This is a genomic window from Rhizobium gallicum bv. gallicum R602sp (assembly GCF_000816845.1).
Classification (GTDB): domain Bacteria; phylum Pseudomonadota; class Alphaproteobacteria; order Rhizobiales; family Rhizobiaceae; genus Rhizobium; species Rhizobium gallicum.
On sequence record NZ_CP006877.1, the window covers coordinates 3,128,723 to 3,154,440 of the forward strand.

Consider the following 25,718-nt stretch of genomic DNA (forward strand, 5'->3'; position numbering starts at 1 on the left):
GCTTGATTTTGCCGTGATCGGGCGTCGCTTGCGACGGGCATAGCGACGACGCAAAATGCGTCCACTTGCTTCTTCGCGCGCTATTGATCGAGACCGCGCTCACGACCGATTGCCTGTGACCGACGGCCAGCGAGGATCTTCTGACTGCTTTCGATCCGAACCGCCCGCTGCAAAACCTTGAGCGATGTCCGCATCGCATCAAACGCCTTTCGGTCGGCCGGTGGCACCATATTGACGACGTCCTTCTCATCGCGCCCGATTGCACCAGGCCCGAAGCGCGCATCGAGGGCCTTACTCACCACAGCGAACTCGTCGCGGACCTTCGGATCAAGCGCGCTGATCATTCCGGCAAGCGCCCGCGGGTTCTTCTTAACCGCTAAGGTGAGGCGCTCGAGATCATCGCAGGCGCCCCTGCTCAATCCGGGAATGGCTATCCCCATGCGTCGCCGTTCTGCCGCAAGCGTACGAAGAGCCGCCTCGAATGCATTCGAGTAGGCTGAAGCAAGAGCGGTCAGGCGAGTGACAACCTCCGGAAGGGCCTTCAGCGCATCTCTGCGCTCTCGCCCAGAAGCAAGCAGCCGGTCGATCACGCGATCCGAACCGCGTAGCGCTCCGTAATCTTTAGGATCGGCGGCGACGGCTGCAGCGATGCGATCCGCCACGATGCCCTTTGTAGTTAGCGCCTCGATCATCGTCACCGCACCGGCCGGATCACGCCAGATGCGCATCGCCGCTTCCCCAAGGGCTGCGCGCCGCTCCTGGTAATGCGGCGTCGACAAGGCGGTTGCTTTCGCGTCATCCTCAATCGGGGCCTTGAATTCAGTAACCGCGGCAAGCAGCGGCGGCGCGGAGGTTGTCTGCCTCTCCGGATCAAAGGCCACAGCGGCGACAATCCGCGAGCGATCCTGGCGTTCGGCCTCATGCTGTGCTTCGGCAAACCGCTTTACAGCCGTAAAAAGCTTCACCAGCTCCTCGCGCTTTTCTGCCCCCAAATCCTCCGGCATACGCTCCATGGCGTAACACTCGACATGCTCATTCGCCTTACCGGTAAAGGCGCTCCGGCCGAAGCGAACCGTCAGCGCCTGGCTCACCGCCTTGATTTCCTGCACGACAGAACGATCCTCGGCGGCGAACAAAAACGCAGTCTTGTAAGTCTCCTCCCCGCCCGCTTGGCGGATGGCCTCGATCTCGCTGAGACGCGCATGGGCAGCCATCGATAGCGCTGGAACCGAAAACGACATATGCGTGCGGCGCGTCCGTTCACGTGCGGCGAAGCGCTCAGCGTTCTTCCGGAACGCCGCAGCATGGGCGCGCACCAGCGGCTTTAATTCAGCAAGAGCGGCATTCGCGGCATTGCGCTCGTCCCGCGCCGCCCGCCCATCGACCAAGCGGTCGGAGCCGCGCAGACGTCCGAGCGTGGCCGGCGCACGCGTAATGTCGTCGGCAAGCCGGGAGGGCATGGCGTCAGCGCGTGAAGCCCGGTCGTTCAACACGGCAAGCGCCTCGCCCGGATCAACAAAGATCTTTCCGAGCTGAGCGCGAAGGATCGCTTGACGTTCCTGACAACCGGCTGAAGCCAGTTGCGCCAGACGCGCATCCTCGTCCACGCTCCTTGAGAAAGACGTAACAGGTGCCAGAAGATACCGCATGTCCTCGGCACTGGTCTGCTCTACGGATGGGGCCTGGACTCGGTCATCATAAGCGATGTGCCGCTCGCGCTCGATCACAAAGCTTAGAGCAACGTTTGCCCTTTCCCACAACACCGCCAGTTCCTTCCTCATTCCGGCAAGTCGGGCCAGCTGCCGGACAACGTAGTCTTCTATCCCGGCGGCGATCTCCGCGAGATGACTAATCCCGCGACGCCGCGCGAAATCACTAGCAAAAGCCTGGTAGCCGGCCTTATCTTCGAAATCGAGCGTGGTGGTCTTGGCGCCGGAGCGCGATAACCGTTCGACGAGCTGATTGAACAGTTCCGGCCGATGGCGTTCCCGCTCGATGCGCTGCTGCCTGGCCGCAACGGCTTCGACCTGTCGGGCTGTCCAGACATTGCGATCCACTTCCCTTTCCTCGAGACGTTTCCGCCCGGTTTCCTCGTCGATGAAAGGAACCTGAACCTTGACTTTCTCAACCCCGTCCTTGCGCAGAGTGACCGTGTCCCCGACGCCGACCCCACTTTCCCGCAGTGCCTTCGGCAGGCTCACACCCCAGAGTCTATGCGTAACCCCGTCATCCGTTTTGACGTCGGCGTAGGGGCTCGGATCGACACCCTTGCCTTCGCGGAATTGTGCCCCACCGACACCAATAAGCTCCCCGGTGATGCCGGCGGCATGATCGACCCGGCTCTTCCAGCCCCATTGCGGCTTTGCCTCAAAATCTTCCTTGGCCGCGTAGAGATCGGCGCGGTGTCGATGCCGGGTCATCGACACATAGGTCAGATGCTGATCCATCATGCCGGTCGCAAGAACGAACGTCCGGTCGACCGTGGCGCCCTGCGATTTGTGGATCGTCGCGGCATAACCGTGATCGACATTGCGGTAGCTATCCTCACTGAAGATGACGTCGCGGCCATTATCGAGGCGCACCGAAAGCAGGATCCGGCCGCGTTTATCGGTCGTCGAAACAACCGTGCCCAACATGCCGTTCTTGACATATTGGGCATCGGGATGCTCGGCGCGCGGCTCGAAGAAACGGGCGTTTTTGAGGAAGATGATGCGGTCGCCACTGGCAAACTCGCGCGCCCCGCGTTCGGTCTGGAAGGCATGGCTGTCACCGAGTGCGTCCTCCGCCGTCATCACCCTCCTTAATGTCTCGTTCAGGCGTTTCACATCCACGTTGGTGTGAGCGAGAACGAGTAGTTCGTCGCCGCGCAAACGTCCCGGGCTTCCTTCATCGGCGGATTTCCGAAGCAGCTCACGACGAGCATCCGTCCAGTCGGAAACGATGCGTCCGATGGCTTCCTCCCGCGTCTCCACTTCGACAAGATGGCCTCGCTCCACATAAGCGTCGAGACCCTGTTCGACGTCGCGGCGCGCAAACAGTCGGGACGCGTCGCGTGCCCATTGCTCGCTCTGTCGGCGCACGCCGGAAAGCTCGGCAAAACCGACCCGCTCCGTCACTGCCCGAAACGCAGCACCTGCCTGGATCGGCTGGAGCTGCATGGCGTCACCGACCAGGACGACTTTCGCGCCTGCCTCTTCGACAACCTTCAAGACGCGCGCCATTTGCTCCGACGACACCATACCGGCTTCGTCGACCACCAGCACGTCGCCGCGCCCAAGCCTGTCGCGGCCGTCGGCCCAGGCGAGCTCCCACGATGCGAGCGTCCGCGACTTGATGCCGGAGCTCTCTTCCAGACTTTCGGCCGCCTTTCCGGCAAGTGCCGCACCGATCACCCGGCGACCTTCGCTTGCCCAGGCGACGCGCGCGGCATCCAGAAGTGTGGACTTGCCGGCGCCAGCAAACCCGACGACCGCGGCAAGAGCGCTGTCCCCTGTGACATGCCGGACGGCGTCCACCTGCTCCGCATCGAGCCGGAAGCGCCTTTCCGGATCACGCGTCTCGACGGTTTCGATCGCTGCGTTGATCCGCCGATCGGGGACGGCGTGCCCGCCGCGCTCCGCGAGAACCCGCGCCGACTGAGACATTTCATATTCGATGCGCAGGATGTCGCGCGTCGTGAAGATTGCGGGCTCTGCAGCTTTTCCCGTTTGCGGATCGAACAGCTGCGGCTTCAGCGTGACGAGATCGTTCGATGCCATCAGCCGCGCATGGATATTGGCGAAGTCTACCGGATCGTCGACATAGCGGTGGAGCGCCCGGGCGATATCGCGCTCATTAAAGGTCGAGCGCTCATTGGCAAGCTGCTTCAACAGGAGTTCGGAATCCGCAAGCAGGCGATCTGCCATTTCCTGCCGGCGGGCAAGTTCCGCCGGCGCGAAGAACATCTCCCTGCCCTCGCGTACCAATGCCGCTTTTGCCGGACCGAGACATTTCTGTGCGATACCGTCCAGCCCCTGTTCGGCATAGGAGCGGCCGTCGAGCCGGATCTCATGACCGGCGAGTGCCAGATGCCGGTTGGCCGTGTCCGCCCAGGCAATTTTCCACGCCTTCATCGTTTCCCGATCGCCCGCCCACAACCGATAGACAATCTTTCCCTTCGGGTGGTCCGGCGTGACAACGCGCAGCGGCTTACCGTCTGCTCCTGTTATCGCCACGGTCTTCGGCCCGAAGCCCTCTTTCGTTAAAGGACGCAGCGTCATCATCAGGTGGATATGAGGATTGCCGTCCTTGTCGTGATAGACCCAGTCGGCGACCATTCCTTTCGAGGTGAGGTTGTCGCGGACGAATTCGCGCACTAGAGCGATGTTCTCAGTACGCATCAGTTCTTCCGGCAGAGAAATGATCAGTTCGCGCGCAAGCTGCGCGTCGGCCCGCTTCTCGAACGCATCGACGGCGTTCCAGAGCATCTCGCTGGCGCCGGCGACCGAGCGTCCCTCGATCGCCTTGCGCAGCCACGCCGGCGCCTCATCCGGTAGGGCCAGCTCCTCATGCACCAGTTCCGACGAAACGCCGCGACGGCTGAACGTCGTGCCAACCTGCTTATCGCTCATTTTCGTCCGATGGCGATAGGCGGCGGCCGAGACGATGCTGCGTCCCGCACCCCTACTTATCATCTGCGCTCTGACGAACATGATCGCCACGATCGTCTCCCGACCTTCCGTGTAAATCTCTCAAGCGACGGATGTTGCGCCCACAAACCGATCGGCCCGAGTGGGCGATGCCGCTTTTCCGAAAGTCGGCAGCGGCGGGAATTGCGCTCCAAATTCTTGGGCACTGCGCAAGCTACCCTATTTAACTATCTTATTCTAGTGTGTATAAATACGAGAATCATTTAGATCGCGCACAATGGAGCATCTTCAATGGCAGCAAAATTATGGATTTCCGAACTCGATGCACAGATCGAGAAGCTGAAGGAACGCAGAAGATTTTTGATAGTAAAATCCGCCGAGCGGTTTGCTCACGCCGCGACAAAGGCGGGTCTGGCGGAGATGGACTTGTCCGACGGAGAGCTCGATGGGATCGTCGCCGAGATCGCTGCCCGATTTCAAAAGAAACCGAAGGCCACAGCCGCCACATCACCTCAACCGCATCGACCGGAGGCTGGCCGGACTGGAACGCCGGCGGCGGTTTCTGATGGCGGCTGAGCGCAAGCGCGAGGCTCGGCAGAAATTTCTACTCGGCAGCATTGTCGTCAAGGCCGGGCTTTCGAAAGCCGACCGGGCGTTCCTGCTCGGCGGCCTGCTCGAATTGGCCCGGATCGTTCCGGGTTCTTCGGAACATCAGCGGCTGCGCGACATCGGCAAAGAGGCGTTCAAGGCCTCTTCTCTGGACGCTGTTCAGGAGAAAGCGGAATGGCATTGAAGCATCGATTGCATCCGAGCCTTCTGCTTGTTCTCGTCCCTCTCGCCGTTACCGCCTTTGCCGTCTACGTGACAGGCTGGCGATGGCCGGAATTGGCCTCGGGCATGTCAGGGAAGACGCAATACTGGTTCTTGCGGTCAACACCAGTGCCGGCACTTTTGCTCGGCCCGCTCGCAGGACTTCTGACGGTCTGGCCCTTGCCGTTGCATCGACGCCGGCCGATCGCGATCGCAAGCCTTCTCGGCCTTCTCGTCGTTGCCGGCTTTTACGCCTTGCGGGAATATGGACGTCTTTCTCCCTCCGTCGAGCGCGGCATCATCGCCTGGGACGAGGCGCTTTCTTATCTCGACGCTTTCGCCGTGGTTGGATCGTTTCTCGGCTTTCTGATCGTTGCGGTGTCGGCCCGCATCTCTGTTGTCGTCGCCGATCCGGTCAAACGCGCCAAGAGTGGAATCTTCGGCGACGCCGACTGGCTCTCGATGCGTGCGGCCGCAAGACTTTTCCCGCCCGATGGCGAAATCGTCGTCGGCGAGCTCTATCGCGTCGATCGCGAACTTGTGCATAAGCTTTCCTTCGACCCCTACGATCGTTCGACGTGGGGACAAGGCGGCAGGGCGCCGCTCCTGACCTACAAGCAGGATTTCGACTCCACGCATATGCTCTTCTTCGCCGGTTCCGGCGGGTTCAAGACAACCAGCAATGTCGTACCGACGGCGCTTCGATATTCGGGTCCGCTCATCTGCCTCGACCCGTCGACGGAAGTTGCGCCGATGGTGGTCGAGTACCGCAGGCGTGTTCTCGGCCGTGACGTAATCGTGCTCGACCCTGCTGATCCGGCAACGGGCTTCGATATCCTCGACGGCATTGAAACATCGACCCGCAAGGAAGAGGACATCGTCGGCATCGCACATATGCTGTTATCGGAAAGCGCACGTTTCGAATCGTCAAGCGGCGCCTACTTCCAGAACCAGGCGCACAATCTGCTGACCGGCCTGCTTGCGCATGTGATGCTCTCGCCAGAATATGCCGGAAGGCGAACTCTGCGCAGTTTGCGCCAGATCGTTTCCGAGCCGGAGCCGTCGGTGCTCGCCATACTGCGTGACGTTCAGGAGAATTCAGGATCCGACTTCATCCGCGAAACCCTCGGCGTTTTCACCAACATGACGGAGCAGACGTTTTCCGGCGTCTACTCGACGGCGTCGAAGGATACGCAGTGGCTGTCGCTCGCCAGTTACGCTGGTCTCGTCTGCGGCAACGCCTTCAAATCCAGCGAGATCGTTTCTGGCAAAAAAGATGTGTTCCTCAACGTCCCGGCTGCCATCCTGCGCTCGTATCCTGGTATCGGAAGGGTGATCATCGGCTCGCTGATCAAGGCCATGGTGCAGGCCGATGGCGCATTCGACCGCCGCACATTGTTCATGCTCGATGAGGTCGACCTGCTCGGCTACATGCGCGTGCTGGAAGAAGCGCGCGACCGTGGCCGCAAATACGGAATTTCGCTGATGCTCATGTACCAATCCGTTGGACAGTTGGAACGACACTTCGGCAGGGACGGAGCGACCTCATGGATCGACGGCTGCGCGTTCGCCTCCTATGCCGCAGTCAAGGCACTCGACACGGCTCGTAGCATCTCGGCCCAATGCGGGGAAATGACCGTCGAGGTAAAGGGCCGGTCGCGCAATGTCGGCTGGAGCAGTTCCACCACGGGATCTCGCCAATCGGAGAACGTGAATTTTCAGCGAAGGCCGCTGATCATGCCGCACGAGATCACCCAGTCGATGAGAAAGGACGAACAGATCGTTATCGTCCAAGGCCAAAGTCCAATCCGCTGCGGGCGAGCGATCTATTTTCGGCGCAAGGACATGAATGAGGCGGCCAAGGCCAACCGTTTCGTCAAAACCAACCTCTGACCGGTAAGCGATATCGTCAGACGGCCAAGGACTGCTTGCGTGCGTTTTGCTTCTGAACCGAACGCACCGGCAAGCATCGCGGCGATCGGCATGGCGCTGGCGACCATCCCCGTGGTTGTTGAACGCGGCGTCCTCACCCGCCAATTTGCGGCAAAGATCACCCGATCAAGATCCTGGTGCCCTTCGTGGCTATCACAAGCAACTCCGACCGTCGCTTTCGACGTTCGATGGCCAGGAGAGCAATCCTCTTTTCGGCGGCCTCGCTGGCAATCGCCAGTTTGCTTGGACGTACCATGCGCTGGACTGGGTGGCCATGATTTTCGCGGAGACCATTCTGAGGTGGATCGGAATTTCGCTTCAGGTATTGGCAGTGGTGCTCGGGGTAACCAGGCAGCTCTTGGTCTGCAGGTCATCCTGCATAGCTTAAGCATGATTGCCTGGTGGAAATTTCGCTCGCGGGTGTGGTTCGTGCAAAGCCCACTGGCTGCTTTCGGGAGTGGGGGCAGTCGTACTCTTCATCCGCGGTGACGCGCAGAGCGACACGTCAAGTCCCGTTGTCGTAGAGCGGATCGCAGCTCATCACCTCGGCGGCTCTACCGACGTTGCTCGTGACCGTGATTGGTCGGTAGTTATTGCGAGCCATTCCAGGAAAGATCAGGCTCGGTTCGGTGTCCACGTCCACCGACCATCCTCACTGTACTCAAGGACCGCGTGATACAGATCACGCGCGTCGTGGGCTTCTCCGTTATTGATGCAGGTGATCGAACGGTCGGAAAGGAGGCGCAGGATCTTGCGGAGTTTTTTGGACCCCAGCGTCGTGTCGACTCGATCTAGGAAGACGACCCGCGGTGGCACGAGCAGAACTTTCGCAACGGCTAAGAGTTGCTGCTCGGTCAGCGAAAGCGACATTTCCCAGCTTTGCTCCTTATCCAACCCGCCCGCCTGGCTCACGACCCATTCGAGATCAAGTTCGCGCAACACCTGGAACATTTGTTCATCCGAAATTTCGCCTGCATTCTCCAGACGCACAAGAATCTGGCGCAACGTCCCTGGCGGCAGATAAGGTCGTTGCTTGAGAAACACGATGTCGTCGGAACCAGGGCGAATTATGCGCCCTGTGCCGGGCGCCGGAATGCCCGCCGTCGCTCTGAACAATGCCGTTCCCGGAGCCTGACTAGGTCCGGTGAGCAACACGAGGGTCCCGAGCGGGATCGATACCGATAACTCCTTCAGCAGAGGAGTGCCGTTGGATGACAGCAAGGATAGCCGCTCGTAGGCCAAGCACCCTCCTCTCTCGACAATCTCGATGGCCGACTCTGCGGTTGTTCGTGATTTTTCGATTGCCTCCAGTAAGGAGTTGAGCCGAGCGACCACTACGGCAAAGTTCGAGATAGAGTGGAACTGGGTGACAATAAGCGAGAACGCGCCTACGAGCATCGCGAAGGCTGCGGCCGACTGTGTGATCACGCCAAACTCGATGTCTCCTCTTATGAATGCCGGAGCAACGATCAGGGCGGGAATGATCTGGATCAGCCAGTTATAGCCGGTGGTGAAGAACCCCACGTTGCGATTGACGGCCGTAATGCGGCGAAAGTTTGCGACCAAATCGTCAAGTCGATGCGACAGGAGAATTTGCTGTCGCCCCTCGCCGCGTTCCAGGATGATCGACTCGGCGTTCTCCCGCACATGAATGAGGCTGGAGCGGAAGTTGGCCTCCTTGTCGAGTTGATCGTAGTTCAGATTGATCAGCGGCCGTCCGAGCAGAACCGTCAGGTAAGAGCCGCCAGCCGCATAGAGGACAGCCACGACAAACAGCAATGGGCTGATTGACCACAGCACGCTGGAAAAGGCCACTATCGTCAGAGTGCCGTTGAACAGTAGTAGGACAAAGGAGAGCGTCGTGCTGGTGAACGCGCGAACGTCATCCGCGATCCGCTGGTCCGGGTTGGTAAGTTGCCCCGAGACATCCAGGCGGTGATAGGTGCCATTGGCGAGATAAAGCGTCACAGCGCGCCGGGCTATGAATTCGCGCCAAAGTAGTGCCAACCGTTCTTCGACAAATCGTGCGATGACCGAAAAAACTGTCAAAGCAGCGAAAACACCGACGTAAAAGATCGCTTGCCGGATGAACTCGGGGGTCTGGCGGTCTGCAATCGCTGTCATGAAGTTTCGGCCGACGTAGCTGTTGACAACGTTGAGGCCGCTTACGCCGAATAACAGCGCAGCGAGCACCGCAAACATCAAATTGGCCTTCTTGCCGACATCGGAGGTCGAAAAATGCCGGACCGCGCGCGCAAAGCGAACTGCGGTTACCTTGAGCGGAATTTGCTGGCTATTCATGCCATCCTCCCTTTGGCAAGCTCAATGACTTACGACCCAGCTGCAACCGGCGGTGCCACGAACGATCGTCTTAACTTGAAATCGTCTTGCCGCTGCTTTACCTCATAGGTCTCTATCGCGATTAGCCAGCATTCGACTTAGAGAACTCCCGTCTCCTGCCATTTGCCGGCTCTGCTGTCCCAACGATTCCGCGCTCGAGCGAAGAACTGCTCCTCTGAGTTTTGCGGACCTTCCCGGGCAGCAGCACGCAGGTCAGGATCGGGTCGAGAGCGGCTGAAGAAGCCGCCAAGCGCAACCCTGCGTTTTATTTCAGGGCGTTGTGATGAGCGCAAGCGTATGACGCGCGATCATCAGTTCCTCATCCGTCGGCAGAACATAGAGTGCAACGCGGCTTGCCTGAGTGGAAATGAGAGTTGCGCCCTCTTCATTGGCCACGGGATCGAGTTCGGCGCCGAGCCAGGCGAGCCGTTCGCTAATGCGGGCGCGGATCGCGGCCGAGTTCTCCCCGACGCCGGCTGTAAACACGAACGCGTCGAGACCTCCGAGCGCGGCGGCAAGCATGCCGACACTCAGCCCACAGCGATGGACGAAGTGATCGATCGCGAAGGCGGCACGCGCGTCGACGCTGACAAGAAGATCGCGCATATCACCGGAGATGCCGGAAAGGCCCTTCAGGCCGGACGACCCATAGAGAAGATCGGTCACCTCCGCTGCGGTCATGCCCTTTTGATCGATCAAGTACAGCACGACACCGGGATCCATCTGTCCCGGCCGGGTGCTCATCGGCAGGCCGTCGAGCGCAGTGAAGCCCATCGTCGTCTCCACGCTGCGCGCCTCCTTCAGCGCGCACATTGAGGCGCCGCTGCCGAGGTGGGCAACAACAATGCGTCCACCCGCGATGCCGGGGGCGACTTCGGTCAACCGTTCGGCGATATATTCGTAGGACAGGCCGTGGAAGCCGTATCGGCGCACGCCATGCTCGTAATAGGTCGATGGCAAGGCGTAACAATCCGTATGCGGGGCGTGACCGCGATGGAAAGCCGTGTCGAAACAAGCGACCTGCGGCACCTCCGGATTGATCTCCATGGCGAGCCGGATCGGCGCCAGGTTGTTTGGCTGGTGCAGCGGCGCAAGCTCCTGGAAAGTGGCGAGCGTGTCCAGGATGTCGTGGTTGATCAGGATCGGTTTTGCGTAGTCCGGACCGCCATGGACGACGCGGTGACCAATTGCCCGGAGCGTGAACCCCTCGAGGGTCTGCAGCCAGGCGCGAGTTTCGGCGATTGCCGCCGGCAGGTGATCGACAACGTCTGGCGTATATCGGCGATCGACAAGGACGGTACCGTCGGCGGCGCTGGCCACGAGACGAGGTCGTACGCCGATGCCATCGATCTGACCCCGAATGCAGCGGCCGGGGCCGGTGTCGGCGATCTCGAAGATCTGAAATTTCAGGCTCGACGAGCCTGCATTGATGACAAGAATTGCGTCCATAGCTCAGGCCGCCACTTCTATTTTACGCCGACGGGCGGCGGCGTAGAGCGTCGTGAGCGAGCACGATGCCAGTCGGCTGCGCACCGAATCCCGAAAGCAAGGTTAGCACGATTCCCGCGGCGGCGGCATGCCTCAAGTTTGACCCACCAGCATTTGTGCCCGGCCTGCCACGGGGGAGCATTCTGCGCCATATCGCGTTTGACATCAGGCCGGGAAGATGTTGAACGACCGGGTCGGTGATGAAGAGCGTGAACAGGGCCATTGATCGTTGATCAGGCTTCTCATCTTACTGGCTTTTTGTCACCGCGCATCTAAGTGGTCTCCCGGATCGTTAGCTAAAGTAACTAATTTAGAATTTACAGCAACACCATAACTATAACAAGTCGAGTGCGCCCAAAGTCCATCGAGATGCAGGTCGAGCTAGGCAAGAAATCGTGAGCACCGGAGTTGGAAGCTACGAACGAGCTACTCTGATGCTGCTATAGTGGGCACGAGCTACAAATTGCGGTCGGGGCACTCCACCAAACTCATGAGGCGCATTGCCGAGCGCGGTGCCGAGGTCGTTGGCTATTCGAGTCAGAATCGAACGGCTTTTGAAAGAGTCGAAGGATGTCCCCATAGAGCCCGCGAGGTCCGCAACGTGGCGGGGAAGATTCCGGCGGCGGCGATAGTCGTGCCAGCCGTTACGTTGACGCTGAGCAATGCCCGGCCGGTGTCAAACCCAGTCCGTCCAGATAGTTCTCGAGGATTGGACTCGTGCCAAATGCCAGCCGCTTTTGCGCGAAGTGCTCCCCGTGCGATGCGGAGCCGGTCTTTTATTTTTTGCTGAGGTCGCAGTAACGCTTCGGGTTCCAACCAATCCTCGCTATAATGAGGATACATGCACTTATCTTCTACCCCATTTAGGGCTGTTCAGAAGGAGAGGCTTGATGGCACGCATTACATTAAGACAGTTGCTCGATCACGCCGCAGAAAAATGCTACGGAGTGCCCGCATTCAATATCAACAATATGGAACAGGCCCTCGCGATCATGCAGGCGGCCGATTCGCTCGACGCGCCCGCGATCATGCAGGCTTCTCGGGGCGCCCGAGCCTATGCCAACGACATCATGCTGAAGCACATGATGGATGCAGTCGTCGAAATCTATCCCCACATCCCGGTCTGCGTGCACCTCGATCATGGCAACGAACCGTCTAGTTGCATGACCGCCATTCAATCCGGCTTCACATCCGTCATGATGGACGGCTCGCTCAAGGCGGATGCCAAAACACCGGCCGATTGGGACTACAATGTCGGGGTCACCAAACAGGTGACGGAGATGGCTCATCTCGGCGGCGTTTCTGTGGAGGGAGAACTCGGCGTCCTAGGTTCGCTGGAGACCGGCATGAGCGAAGCCGAGGACGGCCACGGAGCCGAAGGCAAGCTCTCGCAAGATCAGCTTCTGACTAATCCGGACGAAGCCGTTAAATTCGTCCGCGAAACTAGGGTCGATGCGCTGGCGATTGCGATGGGCGCATCGCACGGCGCCTACAAGTTCAGCCGCAAGCCGGACGGCTCGGTGCTGGCGATGAACGTCATCGAGCAGATTCACGAGAAGCTGCCGAATATTCATCTGGTGATGCACGGCTCATCATCGGTCCCGGTCGAGCTGCAGGAAATCATCAACCAGTACGGCGGCCAGATGAAGCCGACATGGGGCGTGCCGGTCGAGGAAATACAGCGTGGTATCAAGAATGGTGTTCGCAAGATCAACATCGATACCGATGTCCGAATGGCGATGACCGGCCAGGTCCGGCGTGTTCTGCAGGAAGACCCCAGCGAATTCGATCCACGCAAATATCTGAAACCGGCCATGGTGGCGCTGACGAAGCTCTGCAAGGAGCGGTTCGAACAGTTCGGAACGGCGGGCAAGGCTTCGCAAATCCGGCCGCTTCCGCTTTCGGAAATGGCAAAACGTTACAACTCCGGCGCGCTAGACCCGACTTTTTCTTGATAGCGAAACTGCAGCGGACGCCGGAGCGTCCGCTGCCCTGCCCTCTATTTCATGTTCCGTCCATCCGAGCCCCGCTGCGGCAATCCCGCTGACCTCTCGCGCAAGCCTTCCATCGTCAGCGTTCCCTCGATCGCACGCGTGCTGCGCCTGAGCACGATGTCGGACAGGTGGATGACGAGTTCCTGCGTGACGGCCACACCGATGCCACCTCATTGCCGCGGTGACCCGTGAGTGCCATCATGAAAGCCATGTGTGTACGCAGTGTCGCTTGCATCCGGCCTTCGCAGTTCGAATCGACACGACGCTGGCCTCAGGCAACTGCACAAGATCATGCAGATGCTTTCCGAAGGTTCGATCACCGTCATCAGCAATGCGGAAACCGACCCGCCCTGCGCGATTGCCGCAACGCGGTCTTTGAATGCAGTGAGGATGGAGTGGACGTGTACGGTGAACCGGACCTGAGGCACAGCCGCAACAAAAGCCGGTAAATTGGTTGTCGAACTCCCGCACCAGGTTTATGTTGTTGGATCCTCGGTGTCCTCAGGGGGAGGTCGTGCGGAGATGCTAGTAAAAGATGTGATGATCACGAAGGTTGTCGGGGTATCACCGGATAACAGTGTCAGGCGAGCCGCCGAGGTCATGCTTGCCAATTGCATTAGCGGTGTTCCGGTCATCGACGATGCGGGTTGCCTCGTCGGGATCATCAGTGAGGGTGATCTGCTGCGCAGAGCGGAATTAGGGCGGGGAGCCATTGCCGAGCTCGGAACGTCGGCACTTACCGCCGAGGAGCAAGCCACGGCTTACGTTAAGAGTAACGCGTGGCGGGTTGCAGACGTCATGAGCCGCGCGCCAGTTGTCGTGGAAGAGGACGCGCCGCTTGGGCGGGTGTCCGGGTTGATGCAGAAGCATGGCATCAAGCGCATTCCCGTTATGAGAGAAGGCGTGCTGGTCGGCATCATTAGTCGTGCAGATCTTCTGAAAGTGATTGTTACAGCCGACCTAGACGAAACCGCGCGAGGTGACGAAGCCGTCCGTCGCAGCATTGCGATACGGCTCAGCGAAAATACGGGTCTTCTCGGAAAAGACGTGACCGTAGCCGTAACCGACGGTGTGGCTCACCTATGGGGAAACGTTGACACGGCAGAGTGCAAGAAGGCGGCGCGCGTTGCTGCCGAAAGTGTTCGCGGTGTGAGAGGAGTGGTTGAGCACTTCTCCGAAGATCCGAAAGGATCTGCGATCACGCCTTCGGATTAAACCTCACGTACCTTCGATTTTAGCTGTGCTTCGGATGCGTTTCGTGCGAGTATTAGAATGCTTGAATATTTGCAAACTGGGACGAAGCTGTTTTGGATAGCCGAGCGGGATAGGAAATAGAGGCTGGGCGGTAATCACGGGCGTGCCAGCGTTTCAGGCTGATGTCCAAACACGCTGCTGTGGCAAATATTCGGTCGATAACGACCGCGCTACGAATTGTGCCCTCGCCGCCAGCGTCCCATGCCGGGGCGTTCGCCCCAGTCGCTAGCAGTTAAAAGTTCGACGATTTCTCACCTTGGAAGATCTTACCGTAGCAATCTGGGCTCAGAGGAGGAGGTACCCATGGTTTCGCTCAAGACGGCACGAGATGCAAAGGTCGCTGTAAACGAGAACATGTCAACGGGCGCCCCGCTTTCGACGGAAGAATTGCAGTCAATGGACGCCTATTGGCGGGCATCGAACTACCTCTCCGTTGGCCAGATCTATCTTCTCGACAATCCACTGCTGAAAGAACCGCTAAGGCGCGAGCACATAAAGCCACGGCTGCTTGGTCACTGGGGCACGTCGCCAGGTTTGAACATGCTCTACGTTCACCTCAATCGCGTTATCAAACGCGATGATCTTGACATGATTTACGTTATTGGGCCGGGACATGGCGGACCGTCGCTGGTCGCGCACGCCTATCTCGAAGGCACCTACAGCGAAGTCTACCCCAACATTGGCCAAGACACGGAAGGCATGAGAAGGCTGTTCAAACAGTTCAGCTTCCCGGGCGGCATCCCGAGTCACGTTGCTCCGGAAACACCCGGCAGCATTCACGAGGGCGGCGAACTGGGCTATGCCCTCAGCCACGCCTACGGAGCGGCATTCGACAATCCGGATCTGATTGTCGCCTGCATTGTCGGCGACGGAGAAGCCGAGACGGGGCCGCTTGCAACAGGCTGGCAAAGCAACAAGTTCTTGAATCCTGCTCGCGATGGTTGTGTGCTTCCTATCCTGCACCTAAACGGCTACAAGATCGCCAATCCGTGCTTCCTTGCCCGCATTCCTCGCGACGAGCTGAGGAAATTTTTCGAAGGCATGGGCTACACGCCGTATTTCGTCGAGGGTGATGACCCCGCGAGCGTGCACCAGCAACTGGCGGGCGCACTTGACACCGCAATGGCTGATATCCAGGAAATCTGGGCGGATGCCCGCGACAGGGGCAACGTGAAACGTCCGATGTGGCCGATGATCGTTTTCCGCACGCCCAAGGGCTGGACCTGCCCGCCTGAGATAGACGGCAAGAAGTCGGAGGGCTATTGGCGGTCGCACCAGGTGCCGATGGGCGACATGGACAAGCCGGAACACCTCCGCATTCTCGAAGCATGGATGAAGAGCTACCGCCCCGAGGAACTGTTTGACGACGGAGGCCGGTTCAAACCGGAGCTGGCAGCGCTTGCCCCCGCAGGGCATCGTAGAATGAGCGACAATCCGCATGCCAACGGCGGCTTGCTGCTGCGGGACCTGAAGATGCCCGACTTCCAGGACTACGCGGTCTCCGTGCCGAGCCCTGGGGCAACCATCGCCGAATCGGCGCGGATGATGGGGGCGTTTCTCCGCGATATCATGAAGATGAACATGGAGAACAACAACTTCCGCCTGTTCAGCCCTGACGAAAACAACTCGAATCGCTGGCAGGATGTGCTGGAAGTCACCAACCGCTGCTACATGGCGGATATCTATCCGGAGGACGATCATCTAGCGCCGGACGGACGGGTGATGGAGGTGCTCAGCGAGCATCAATGCCAGGGCTGGCTGGAAGGCTACCTGCTAACCGGCCGGCATGGCTTCTTTTCTTGCTATGAAGCCTTCATCCACATCATCGACTCGATGTTCAACCAGCACGCCAAATGGCTGAAGGTCTGCCACGAGATCCCGTGGCGGCGGTCGATCGCCTCGCTCAACTACTTCCTGAGTTCCCACGTCTGGCGGCAGGACCACAATGGCTTCAGCCATCAGGACCCGGGGTTCATCGATCATGTGGTCAATAAGAAGGCGGATGTCGTCCGCGTGTATCTGCCCCCGGATGCGAACACCTTGCTTTCTGTAACGGACCATTGCCTGCGCAGCCGCAACTATGTCAACGTCGTCGTCGCCGGCAAGCAGCCTGCCCCGCAGTGGCTGACAATGGATCAGGCCATCAAGCATTGCAGTGAAGGCCTTGGCATTTGGGAATGGGCAAGCAACGACAAGGGCACCGAGCCTGACGTCGTAATGGCATGTTGCGGCGACGTCCCGACGCTCGAGACACTCGCAGCAGTCGATCTGATCCGGAAGCACCTGCCGGAGCTGAAGGTCCGCGTCATCAATGTGGTGAACCTGATGAAGCTGCAGCCGCCGGAAGAGCATCCGCACGGGCTGCCGGATCGCGATTTTGATGCTCTGTTCACCAAGAACAAGCCGATCATCTTCGCCTTCCACGGCTATCCGTGGCTCATCCACCGGCTCACTTACCGCCGCACCAACCATGGCAATCTGCACGTCCGCGGCTACAAGGAAGAAGGCACGACGACGACGCCGTTCGACATGGTGGTGCTGAATGAGATGGATCGCTTCCATCTGGTGGAGGACGTCATCGACCGGTTGCCGCAACTGGGCGCTCGCGCTGCCTATTTCAAACAGGCAATTCACGAGAAGCTGATCGAACACCGGCAGCACATCGAAAAATATGGCGACGACGTGCCCGGAACCTCGGGCTGGACGTGGGGACAGTCGGCTGCCTTGGGAGAGCTGCGATCGACAGAGGCAGACAACGTCTAAGCCAGGAGGGCTGGACGTGAAAGTATTCGTGATCAGGCATGGGGAGACCGAGTGGAGCTTGAGCGGGCAACACACCGGCATGACAGAAGTCCCCTTGACCGACAACGGACGACAACAAGCGGAACGGATGCGGCCGGTGTTGGCTCGGCAAACATTCGCGCTCGTTCTTGTGAGTCCGCTGCAGCGGGCACGGGAGACGTGTGACTTGGTAGGCTTCGGCGCCGAGGCCATCATCGATCCAGGCTTGATGGAGTGGAACTACGGCGAATATGAGGGCCTGATGCCCCAGCAAATTCAGGCGAAAAGACCGGGTTGGTTGATTTTCCGTGATGGATGCCCCGGAGGCGAGACGCCGAGGCAAATTGGTGCTCGAGTGGATCGAGTCGTGGCGCGCACACGGGCTGCAGACGGCGACGTTGCGTTGTTCGCGCACGGGCACGTGCTGCGCGTGCTTGCAGCGCGATGGATTGGCCTGCCACCGCGTGCCGGACAGCATTTTCTCCTGAATACCGGCACGTTGAGCGTCCTCACCTACTACCACGAGATACCCGCAGTGAGGGTCTGGAATGGACAAGTCTATGAGTAGTGTGCGGGAAAGCTGCCAGCAGTTGGTGATGGTCTTTCGAGGCGGGTGTCGTCCTTCTGAGTGGGAAAAACGTTGATGGTAAAATCAATTCACGGCCACAGCACGCCTGAGGCGGCGGCGAGACATGATAGCGTCGCGGAGCTGGCGAATCCGAGCTCCGCGGTCGCGTTGCTTTCCAACGATCGGTATAGCGTCCTGGTCACAGCCGCCGGGGCCGGTTACGGAACATGGCAAGGCCTCGACATCACCCGGTGGCGCGAGGACACCACCCGTGATTGCTGGGGCCAATTTTGTTACGTTCGGGATCTAAGCGACAACGACCTCTGGTCCATCGGAAAGCAGCCATTATTTCGGCCCGCGAATGTCTATGCGCACGCCTTTCACGGAGACAGGGCCGAATTCCGCTGCCATGCCGGCGACATGGAAATCCTCACAAAAATCTGTGTCGCACCCGATCTGGACGCGGAAGTGCGTATGCTCACAGTCTCGAACCATGGCACACGGGAGCGAACCCTCGAACTGACAAGCTATGCCGAAGTCTGCCTGAACTATCGTCGCGCGGACATGTCGCATCCGGGCTTTGCCAAGCTTTTTGTCGAAACACGATATGACGAGGCGACAGGCGCCCTATTTGCGCGTCGAAGGCCACGTGCTGCCGGGGAGAAAGCCATCTGGGCCGTTCACGTTTCTTCATCAAACCTGCCGCCTTCGCAAGCGGTCCAATATGAAACCGATCGGCTGAGATTTCTTGGTCGGGGCCGGACAACAGCCAACCCCGTCGCATTCGACGCGGGTGGATCGCTCTCCGGAACGACTGGCCCTGTCCTCGACCCGATTTTCTGTCTGCGGCGGACGGTTCGTCTGGCGCCCGGCGCCGACGCGCGCGTCGCCTTCGTCACAGGCGCTGCCGATGATCAGGCAGCCGTGCAGCTCATCGCCGAAAGATATGCCAAGTTCGACACCGTCGAGCGAGCGTTCTCCGAAGCTTCAAAGAGATACGAAAATGAGCTTCGCACTTCGACCCTGAAGTCTGACGATGTCTCGCTGTTCAATCGGCTGGCCGGGAATGTCGTATTTGCGAACCCGACCCTGCGGCAGGCGGCTGGGCCCGAGCGAGATCGATTGGATCGAACCGCTCTGTGGGCTCATGGTATCTCCGGCGACCTTCCGATCGTGCTTGTCCGAGCCAATGGCGACAGGGATGATGCCTTCGTTAGCCAAGTGACGATGGGCCACGATTTCGCCGGTCGCAGGGGCCTGAGATTCGACCTGGTGCTGCTCGACGACGGTGGCGCAGCCAGCGCTAAGCGACAGACTGAAAAGCTACAGTCAGGCCCGCAAGCCGAAATGATCGGCAAACCTGGCGGAATCTTTGTCCTTTCCGAACCCGAAACCGAAAGCGATCACGTGGGGACCATCGCCGCGGCAGCGCGCATTGTCCTGCTGGGAAGCCGCGGCACACTTGCCGATCAGCTCAACCTGCCCTCCCCCGCTCTGTCACCTCTTTCGCCGACGTTAGCCGTTCGGGTAAGCGGGCAATCTGCAGCCCCACATCCTGACCCGGTCGAGGATTTACAGCACTGGAACGAATTCGGGGGCTTCACGCCCGACGGGCGCGAGTATGTCGTGCGCGTGGATGCAGTCAAACCCCGAGCCCCCGCCTTGCCACCCGCGCCTTGGACCAATGTGATCGCAAACCCTGATTTTGGTTGTCTGACAACCGAAGCCGGTCTTGGCTACACCTGGTCAGAGAATAGCCAGATGAACCGGCTGACGCCGTGGTCGAACGATCCGGTTACGGACGCGCCGAGCGAGGTCCTCTATTTGCGGGATGAGGAAACCGGCGATGTCTGGACGCCGACGCCCCTACCGCTCGGTCCCGGTGCGGTCGTGACTGTTCGTCACGGCCAAGGTTACAGCCGGTATGCAAGTTATAGTCGTCATCTCAATCAAGAGCTGACGGTATCGGTCGCGCCGAACGATCCGGTCAAAATCATACGCCTCAGGCTTAGCAACGGGGACACCCGAGTTCGGCATGTGACCGCAACCTATTTCGCCGAGTGGGTGCTGGGGACGCAGCGCGAAGAGACGGCAACGCGGATCGTCTGCGAGCGGGATGCCAGATCTGGTGCGATCGTAGCCAATAATCTCTGGGCCGGCGACTTTGCCGGAAAGCTGGCGTTTGCAGGCGCCAGTCAGCCGGCAAGGTCGGCCACGGCCGACCGCAGAGAGTTTTTAGGCAAATACGGTTTCGTGTTTCAGCCGGCGGCCCTGGAGCGAACAGATCTGGCGGAACGTTTTGGTCCGCTTCTTGATCCCTGCGCTGCGCTGATGGTGGATATCTCCCTGCCCCCCGGGGAAAGCAGAGAGGTTGTCTTCGTCCTTGGAGAGGCTGCCGGCCTCGATGAGGTCCGTAGGCTCGTCCAGGAGCATGCCGACCTCAAGCGCGCAGCCGCGAGCCTGTCGGCTGTCTCCCGCCAGTGGGATGACATTCTGAACGCGATTCAGGTCTCGACGCCGGATGCAGGCTTGAACTTGATGATGAACCGCTGGTTGTTGTATCAGGTCTTGGCATGCCGCGTATGGGCGCGCACGTCCAACTATCAGTCTGGCGGCGCGTATGGATTCAGGGACCAACTGCAGGACGTAATGGCACTGGTCTACAGCGCGCCGACCGAGGCCCGCTCACACATCCTGCGATCGACGGCGCGCCAATTCGAGGAGGGGGACGTCCAGCACTGGTGGCACCCACCGTCTGGCATCGGCGTACGCACTCGGATAACAGACGACTTGTATTTCCTACCCCTTGTCGTTCACCACTACGTTTCCACGACAGGTGACGTTCAACTCCTTGATGAGATGGTGCCATTCATCAAGTCACCTTTGCTAAAAGACGACCAAGAGGAAGACTTCAACCAGCCAGCGACCAGCGAGCAGTCCGGCACCGTCTACGAGCATTGCGTTCGTGCGCTGGAGCATGGCTACCGTTTGGGCAGTCACGGCCTTCCCCTTATGGGAACGGGTGACTGGAACGACGGCATGAATAAGGTCGGCGCCGAAGGCAAGGGGGAGAGCGTGTGGAACGGCTGGTTTTTCCTCACGGTCCTGAATTCATTTGCCACGATATCAGCGTCACGCGGAGATGAAAGCCGTGCCGCCTGGTGCCGCGAACGAACCGAGGCCCTGCGCATTGCCCTTGAAGCCAACGCCTGGGACGGTGGCTGGTATCGCCGAGCCTATTTTGACGATGGCACGCCGCTTGGGTCGTCCCTGAACAGCGAATGCCAGATCGACGCTATCCCGCAAGCCTGGGCCGTCATTTCAGGCCAGGCCGATGCTGAACGCGCTTCGCAGGCAATGCGTGCGGTCCACGACCGGCTCGTACGCCAAGAGGACAAGCTGATCAAACTCTTCGACCCGCCTTTCGACGAAGGCGTGCTGCAGCCCGGCTACATCAAGGGCTATGTCCCCGGCATCCGTGAAAATGGCGGCCAATACACACATGCGGCGACCTGGGTCATCTGGGCGACAGCTTTGCAGGGCGACGGCGATCTCGCCTTGAAGCTTTGGAACCTGATTAATCCGATTTATCATGCGGCGACGAGAGATCAAGTCGAACGCTACAAGGTCGAACCATATGCGGTCGCCGCCGATATCTATGGCGCGCCACCGCACACGGGACGCGGTGGATGGACGTGGTACACCGGATCGGCCAGTTGGTTTTATCGTGTGGCGCTCGAGGCGATCCTTGGCTTTCGCCGGCAAGGACAGTTTCTGCAGTTCGAACCATGCGTTCCGGCAAGCTGGCCGGCCTATGAGATCATATACCGATATGGACCGGCGACCTACCGCATCCGTTTCGACAACGCGAAGGGCATCGGCCGAGGCGTGCACTCCGTCACACTGGACGGTGAGCCTGTCGCGCACGAAAGCGTCCGGCTTGCGCAGGACGCGCGCACGCATGATATCGACGTTATCATTGGTTAGCGGTCATGCCCGAAACGCTCTCCACCGACGCCGACCTCGACCGCCTGCCGACGGACCAGGACCTCGGTCGGCTGCAATTCACGACGCTGTTATACTATCTCCAATGCACGAACCCTGACAACGGCCTGGTGCGCGACAAGACAGAACCGAACGCACCGGCAAGCATCGCGGCGATCGGCATGGCGCTGGCGACCATCCCCGTGGTTGTCGAACGCGGCGTCCTCATCCGCCAATTTGCGGCAAAGATAACCCGTAGCCGGTTGAGATACCTGATCTCATGCCCGCAGGGACCTGAGCCGGATTCATGCGGCTACAAAGGCTTTTTTTATCATTTTCTGGACCTCGAAACGGGGCGTCGGGTTTGGCAATGCGAGTTGTCGACGATCGACTCGGCTTTCCTGTTCGCGGGCGCCTTGACCGTTGCCACTTATTTTGATGGCGACACGGCCGACGAGGCGGAGATCCGCCAGCTCGCGATGGCGCTTTACGAGCGTGCAGACTGGAACTGGGCGCGCGATGGCGGTGCAACTTTAACGCATGGCTGGCGTCCGGAAAGTGGCTTCATCCCCCACCGGTGGCGTGGCTATGATGAAGGCCTGCTGCTCTACATCATTGGTTTGGGATCCCCAACTCACCCGTTGCCGCCCGAATCCTATGCCGCCTACACCGAGACTTACGAATGGAGAAATATCTATGGTCGCGAGCTGCTGTATTCGGGGCCGCTGTTTACCCACCAACTGTCGCACATGTGGATCGACTTTCGAGGCATTCGCGACGCGTTCATGCGCCAGCACGACACCGACTATTTCGATAACAGCCGGCACGCGACATATGTCCAGCAAGAATACGCAATCCGCAATCCGATGAACCTTGCTGGGTATGGCAAGCATTGCTGGGGGTTCACCGCGTGCGACGGACCCGGTTGGGGTAAGCGGGCGATCGATGGGGTGGACCGGGAGTTCTTCGACTACATTGCCCGTGGGGCGCCCTTCGGGCCTGACGATGGGACTGTCGCGCCATGGGTCGTTGTCGCCTCGCTCCCGTTCGCGCCGGAGATTGTCGTGCCGACAGTGCGCAATTTTGCGCGGATGAACCTCGGCATGACCCGGCTTTACGGTTTCAAACCGTCGTTCAACCAGACCTATTCCATGGAAGCCAGTCCGACCGGATCGTGGGTAAGTCCCTATCACTTTGGCATCGACCAAGGGCCGGTGGTGCTGATGATCGAAAACTACCGGACCGGTTTGCTGTGGAACATCATGCGCCGATGCAAGCCCATCGTGACGGGATTGCGCCGAGCAGGTTTTTCGGGGGGATGGCTCTAGGCCGGATGTGTATCGTCTCGCGCGACAGAGCCGGCTGCCGCCCTCGTTTCAACGCAAAGGTTGGGGCTTCAGGTGAAAGGCGCCCGATTTCGAGGGATCGAACGTGTCGCGGTTGCGGTGAACCGCACAGTTTGGAAGCTCATTCAGCGCATCGCCGGCTATGTCGTTCACCTCGAAATCCGGCTTTCGGCTCCAAGCAATAGAAAGGCGCTCTTTTGGCTGGAGACTGGTCATCGTTGACGTGGCTGCGGGACATATCCCCCGGGGCAGCCCTATCTTACGCGCTCGGCCTTATTAGTTTGCGCCAATCGATCCCTCATGAAAAACCCCGGGAGCGGCGCGCCGGTCGATCGGTTCTCCTAATCCTCCCCCTGGCGATGATCCTGCCGGTCTGCTTTCCAATGCAGTCCTTTGCGCAGTCGCCGGTTGGAGCCGGAACGCCGGAGGTGGAGTTCGGCGCGCGGAAAATGTTCTTCATGCTTTTTCTGATGCTTGGTCCGATCAAGATCCTGGTGCCCTTCGTGGCTATCACAAGCAACTGCGACCGTCGCTTTCGACGTTCGATGGCCAGGAGAGCAATCCTCTTTTCGGCAGCCGCGCTGGCAATCGCCGGTTTGCTTGGACGTACCATGCTTGAGAATTTCGAAATCTCACTGCCTGTACTAGCGATGACCGGAGGCATCATCTTGTTTCTCGTGGCCTTGCGGACCGTCTTGCAGCAATCTGCCAGCCTGCCGGATCAGCCGACTGAGCTAGACCAACCGCCAGATCTGAGACTGGCCCTTACACCGCTAGCGTTTCCGACGATTGTCACGCCTTATGGTATCGCCGCGGTCATCGTTTTCGCAACGTTGGCGGGCGGCCGCAAAGCGGAAGGCCTCACCGTGGCTGCTATCGTATTGCTGATCCTGGCGCTGGACTGGGTGGCGATGATTTTCGCGGAGACCATTCTGAGGTGGATCGGAACTTCGCTTCAGGTATTGGCAGTGGTGCTCGGGGTAACCCAGGCAGCTCTTGGTCTGCAGGTCATCCTGCATAGCTTAAGCATGATTGCCTGGTAGAAATTTCGCTCGCGGGTGTGGTTCGTGCAAAGCCCACTGGCTGCTTTCGGGAGTGGGGCGCATCAAGCCGATAACGGCCGCTTCGCGACACACTGATTCTAGAGGGCGCCAAGCGCAACCCTGAGATTTCTTTCAGGGCGCTGTGATGAGCGCAAGCGTATGACGCGCGATCATCAGTTCCTCATCAGCACGACACCGGGATCCATCTGTCCCGGCCGGGTGCTCATCAGCAGGCCGTCGAGCGCAGTGAAGCCCATCGTCGTCTCCACGCTGCGCGCCTCCTTCAGCGCGCACATTGAGGCGCCGCTGCCGAGGTGGGGCCGGCGCTGGTTGCTCGAGAGATTTCGAGGACGTCGTGCGCCAGTGCCAGCACTATGTTCGATCGCGGGCGGAATCGCGGTTCTACGGCTCCACTCTTTTGGGCCGCCCGCGGCCGAGAGCGCCGTCAGCGCGGGCCTGCAAATAGGCGTAAATGTCATCGATATAAGGAGCGAAATTGGGATCATTGGCGAACCCTTTCATGGCCGAGCTCCCGCTCGTGCTCTGGCCATCGCGAACGACACGCCTGAACGTCTCGATATCGAGCGGCCGGTTGACGAGAGAGGATGCAAAAGTCGAGCCGACTCCATCGGGGCCGTGGCAATGATTGCAGCCGGCATGATAGCGCCGGTAACCGTTGTAGGTCCGCGCATCGGCCTTCCCATCGACCACCTTGTAGAACTTGTCGGCGGCCGCGCCGTCCTGCGAAGATCGCCCAGAAGTGACCGCGACGCCACAGGCGACGACAGCGAACAGTAGCAGGCGCGGCAATGGACGCATCTTTCTGTGCCTCGAAGGCGCTTGGCGGCGTGGGCCGCGTTGTCCGATGGCGGCTTCGTGCGTACCAATAGCAGGAAAAATCGAGCTCTGACTATGTCACAGGCCCGCTGCCGGAAAGCCGGGGCCTAGTTCCTGTGCTGTGAAAGTCACTTTCTCGCACGTAAAGTTCACCCGGCTCCCTCCCGGATCAGCCCTTCGGGATTGATCGTCCGTTGGGCGGCTCGCCCGGCATGTCCGGATGGGCCGCCCGGCTCACCGCTCTCGCCGCGAGGCTCCCGGAAGGCCAAAAGAATCAATCCTCGATTATGGCGCTGGTCGACACGTTATCGATCAGGTTTGCGGTGGGCTCCTGCACGAGAAGGACCTCCCCATTGCGCAAGATCTCGAAGTCGGCGGACGGCTGGCCGATGGCTTGAGGCACGGAGATCATTAGCCGCTGCCCCGGTCCGAGTGTGGATACGAAGCGGATCGGCTGTGCTTCTTCGCCGGACGCCATGGTCGCAACCACCCGGTAGCCGTCTTTTTCGACCGTGTAATACACGGCTCCATTGAAACGGTCGAGATGAATACTGTAGCCGTTGCCTGGCGCCAGTTCCGACGCCGCAGCGACGCCTGTCGTGGCGAGTAAGGCCATTGCAAACGCTGTAGAACTTCTGGTCATCACAATCCCTCCTCCGCGAGTGATCGCCTGCCTGGGCATCTTCTGCCCATGGTGGCAAACCCAGCCTATG

At 59.7% G+C, this 25,718-nt stretch carries 16 protein-coding genes and 2 pseudogenes; 11 read left to right on the forward strand and 7 right to left on the reverse strand.

Annotation, left to right across the window (positions count from 1 at the left end):
- Positions 1-80: 80 nt before the first annotated feature.
- Positions 81-4,700, reverse strand: coding sequence for a Ti-type conjugative transfer relaxase TraA (gene traA, locus RGR602_RS15340; RefSeq protein ID WP_039845811.1), 4,620 nt, complete (start codon positions 4,698-4,700; stop codon positions 81-83).
- A gap of 219 nt (positions 4,701-4,919) precedes the next feature.
- Here traA and RGR602_RS15345 point away from each other — a divergent pair, with 219 nt between their 5' ends.
- From RGR602_RS15345 to RGR602_RS40020, 4 genes and pseudogenes are all read left to right on the forward strand, one after another.
- Positions 4,920-5,204, forward strand: coding sequence for a TraC family protein (locus tag RGR602_RS15345; protein ID WP_039845812.1), 285 nt, complete (start codon positions 4,920-4,922; stop codon positions 5,202-5,204).
- Entirely contained in the window at positions 5,194-5,421 is a 228-nt protein-coding gene (locus RGR602_RS15350) for a conjugal transfer protein TraD (protein ID WP_039845813.1), read from the forward strand. The genes RGR602_RS15345 and RGR602_RS15350 overlap by 11 nt, the downstream gene beginning before the upstream one ends.
- Positions 5,412-7,331, forward strand: a complete 1,920-nt coding sequence (traG, locus tag RGR602_RS15355; RefSeq protein WP_039845814.1) for a Ti-type conjugative transfer system protein TraG — start codon at positions 5,412-5,414, stop codon at positions 7,329-7,331. The genes RGR602_RS15350 and traG overlap by 10 nt, the downstream gene beginning before the upstream one ends.
- A 39-nt stretch (positions 7,332-7,370) precedes the next feature.
- Positions 7,371-7,502, forward strand: a pseudogene (locus RGR602_RS40020) (glucoamylase family protein); the annotation flags it as partial.
- Between the two features lie 483 nt (positions 7,503-7,985).
- Here RGR602_RS40020 and RGR602_RS15360 read toward each other — a convergent pair.
- Both RGR602_RS15360 and RGR602_RS15365 read right to left on the reverse strand, forming a co-directional pair.
- Positions 7,986-9,671 carry an ABC transporter ATP-binding protein/permease gene (locus RGR602_RS15360; RefSeq protein WP_039845815.1) on the reverse strand — a complete coding sequence of 562 codons (1,686 nt, stop codon included), beginning with the start codon at positions 9,669-9,671 and terminating at the stop codon, positions 7,986-7,988.
- Positions 9,672-9,980: 309 nt separating this feature from the next.
- Entirely contained in the window at positions 9,981-11,159 is a 1,179-nt protein-coding gene (locus RGR602_RS15365) for an acetate/propionate family kinase (protein ID WP_039845816.1), read from the reverse strand.
- A gap of 929 nt (positions 11,160-12,088) precedes the next feature.
- Between RGR602_RS15365 and fba the strand changes: the two genes are divergently transcribed.
- Entirely contained in the window at positions 12,089-13,153 is a 1,065-nt protein-coding gene (gene fba / locus RGR602_RS15375) for a class II fructose-bisphosphate aldolase (protein WP_039845818.1), read from the forward strand.
- A 44-nt stretch (positions 13,154-13,197) separates the two neighbouring features.
- Here fba and RGR602_RS37225 read toward each other — a convergent pair whose 3' ends face one another.
- Positions 13,198-13,350 (reverse strand): hypothetical protein, encoded by a 153-nt coding sequence (locus RGR602_RS37225; RefSeq protein WP_170250575.1) that lies wholly within the window; start codon positions 13,348-13,350, stop codon positions 13,198-13,200.
- 364 nt (positions 13,351-13,714) lie between these two features.
- On the opposite strand from RGR602_RS37225, the gene RGR602_RS15385 reads away from it, so the two are divergent.
- From RGR602_RS15385 to RGR602_RS15415, 6 genes are all read left to right on the forward strand, one after another.
- Positions 13,715-14,407 (forward strand): CBS domain-containing protein, encoded by a 693-nt coding sequence (locus tag RGR602_RS15385; RefSeq protein ID WP_039845820.1) that lies wholly within the window; start codon positions 13,715-13,717, stop codon positions 14,405-14,407.
- Positions 14,408-14,749: 342 nt separating this feature from the next.
- Complete coding sequence (locus RGR602_RS15390) at positions 14,750-17,209, forward strand: phosphoketolase family protein (RefSeq protein WP_082046557.1); 2,460 nt, start codon at positions 14,750-14,752, stop codon at positions 17,207-17,209.
- A 16-nt stretch (positions 17,210-17,225) separates the two neighbouring features.
- On the forward strand, positions 17,226-17,795 hold the full coding sequence (locus RGR602_RS15395) for a histidine phosphatase family protein (RefSeq protein WP_039845821.1): 570 nt from the start codon (positions 17,226-17,228) through the stop codon (positions 17,793-17,795).
- A 75-nt stretch (positions 17,796-17,870) separates the two neighbouring features.
- The gene (locus RGR602_RS15400; RefSeq protein WP_039845822.1) at positions 17,871-21,782 is read left to right on the forward strand and encodes a GH36-type glycosyl hydrolase domain-containing protein; all 3,912 of its coding nucleotides are present in this window, start codon (positions 17,871-17,873) and stop codon (positions 21,780-21,782) included.
- A gap of 5 nt (positions 21,783-21,787) precedes the next feature.
- Entirely contained in the window at positions 21,788-23,107 is a 1,320-nt protein-coding gene (locus RGR602_RS15405) for a glucoamylase family protein (RefSeq protein WP_039845823.1), read from the forward strand.
- Between the two features lie 446 nt (positions 23,108-23,553).
- Positions 23,554-24,168 carry a MarC family protein gene (locus RGR602_RS15415; RefSeq protein ID WP_223843949.1) on the forward strand — a complete coding sequence of 205 codons (615 nt, stop codon included), beginning with the start codon at positions 23,554-23,556 and terminating at the stop codon, positions 24,166-24,168.
- A gap of 185 nt (positions 24,169-24,353) precedes the next feature.
- Here RGR602_RS15415 and RGR602_RS35695 read toward each other — a convergent pair.
- From RGR602_RS35695 to RGR602_RS15425, 3 genes and pseudogenes are all read right to left on the reverse strand, one after another.
- Positions 24,354-24,485: pseudogene (locus RGR602_RS35695) on the reverse strand (acetate/propionate family kinase); the annotation flags it as partial.
- An 85-nt stretch (positions 24,486-24,570) separates the two neighbouring features.
- Positions 24,571-24,987 carry a c-type cytochrome gene (locus tag RGR602_RS15420; RefSeq protein WP_052451593.1) on the reverse strand — a complete coding sequence of 139 codons (417 nt, stop codon included), beginning with the start codon at positions 24,985-24,987 and terminating at the stop codon, positions 24,571-24,573.
- Positions 24,988-25,279: 292 nt separating this feature from the next.
- Positions 25,280-25,648, reverse strand: a complete 369-nt coding sequence (locus RGR602_RS15425) for a hypothetical protein (protein WP_039845825.1) — start codon at positions 25,646-25,648, stop codon at positions 25,280-25,282.
- Positions 25,649-25,718 lie beyond the last annotated feature (70 nt).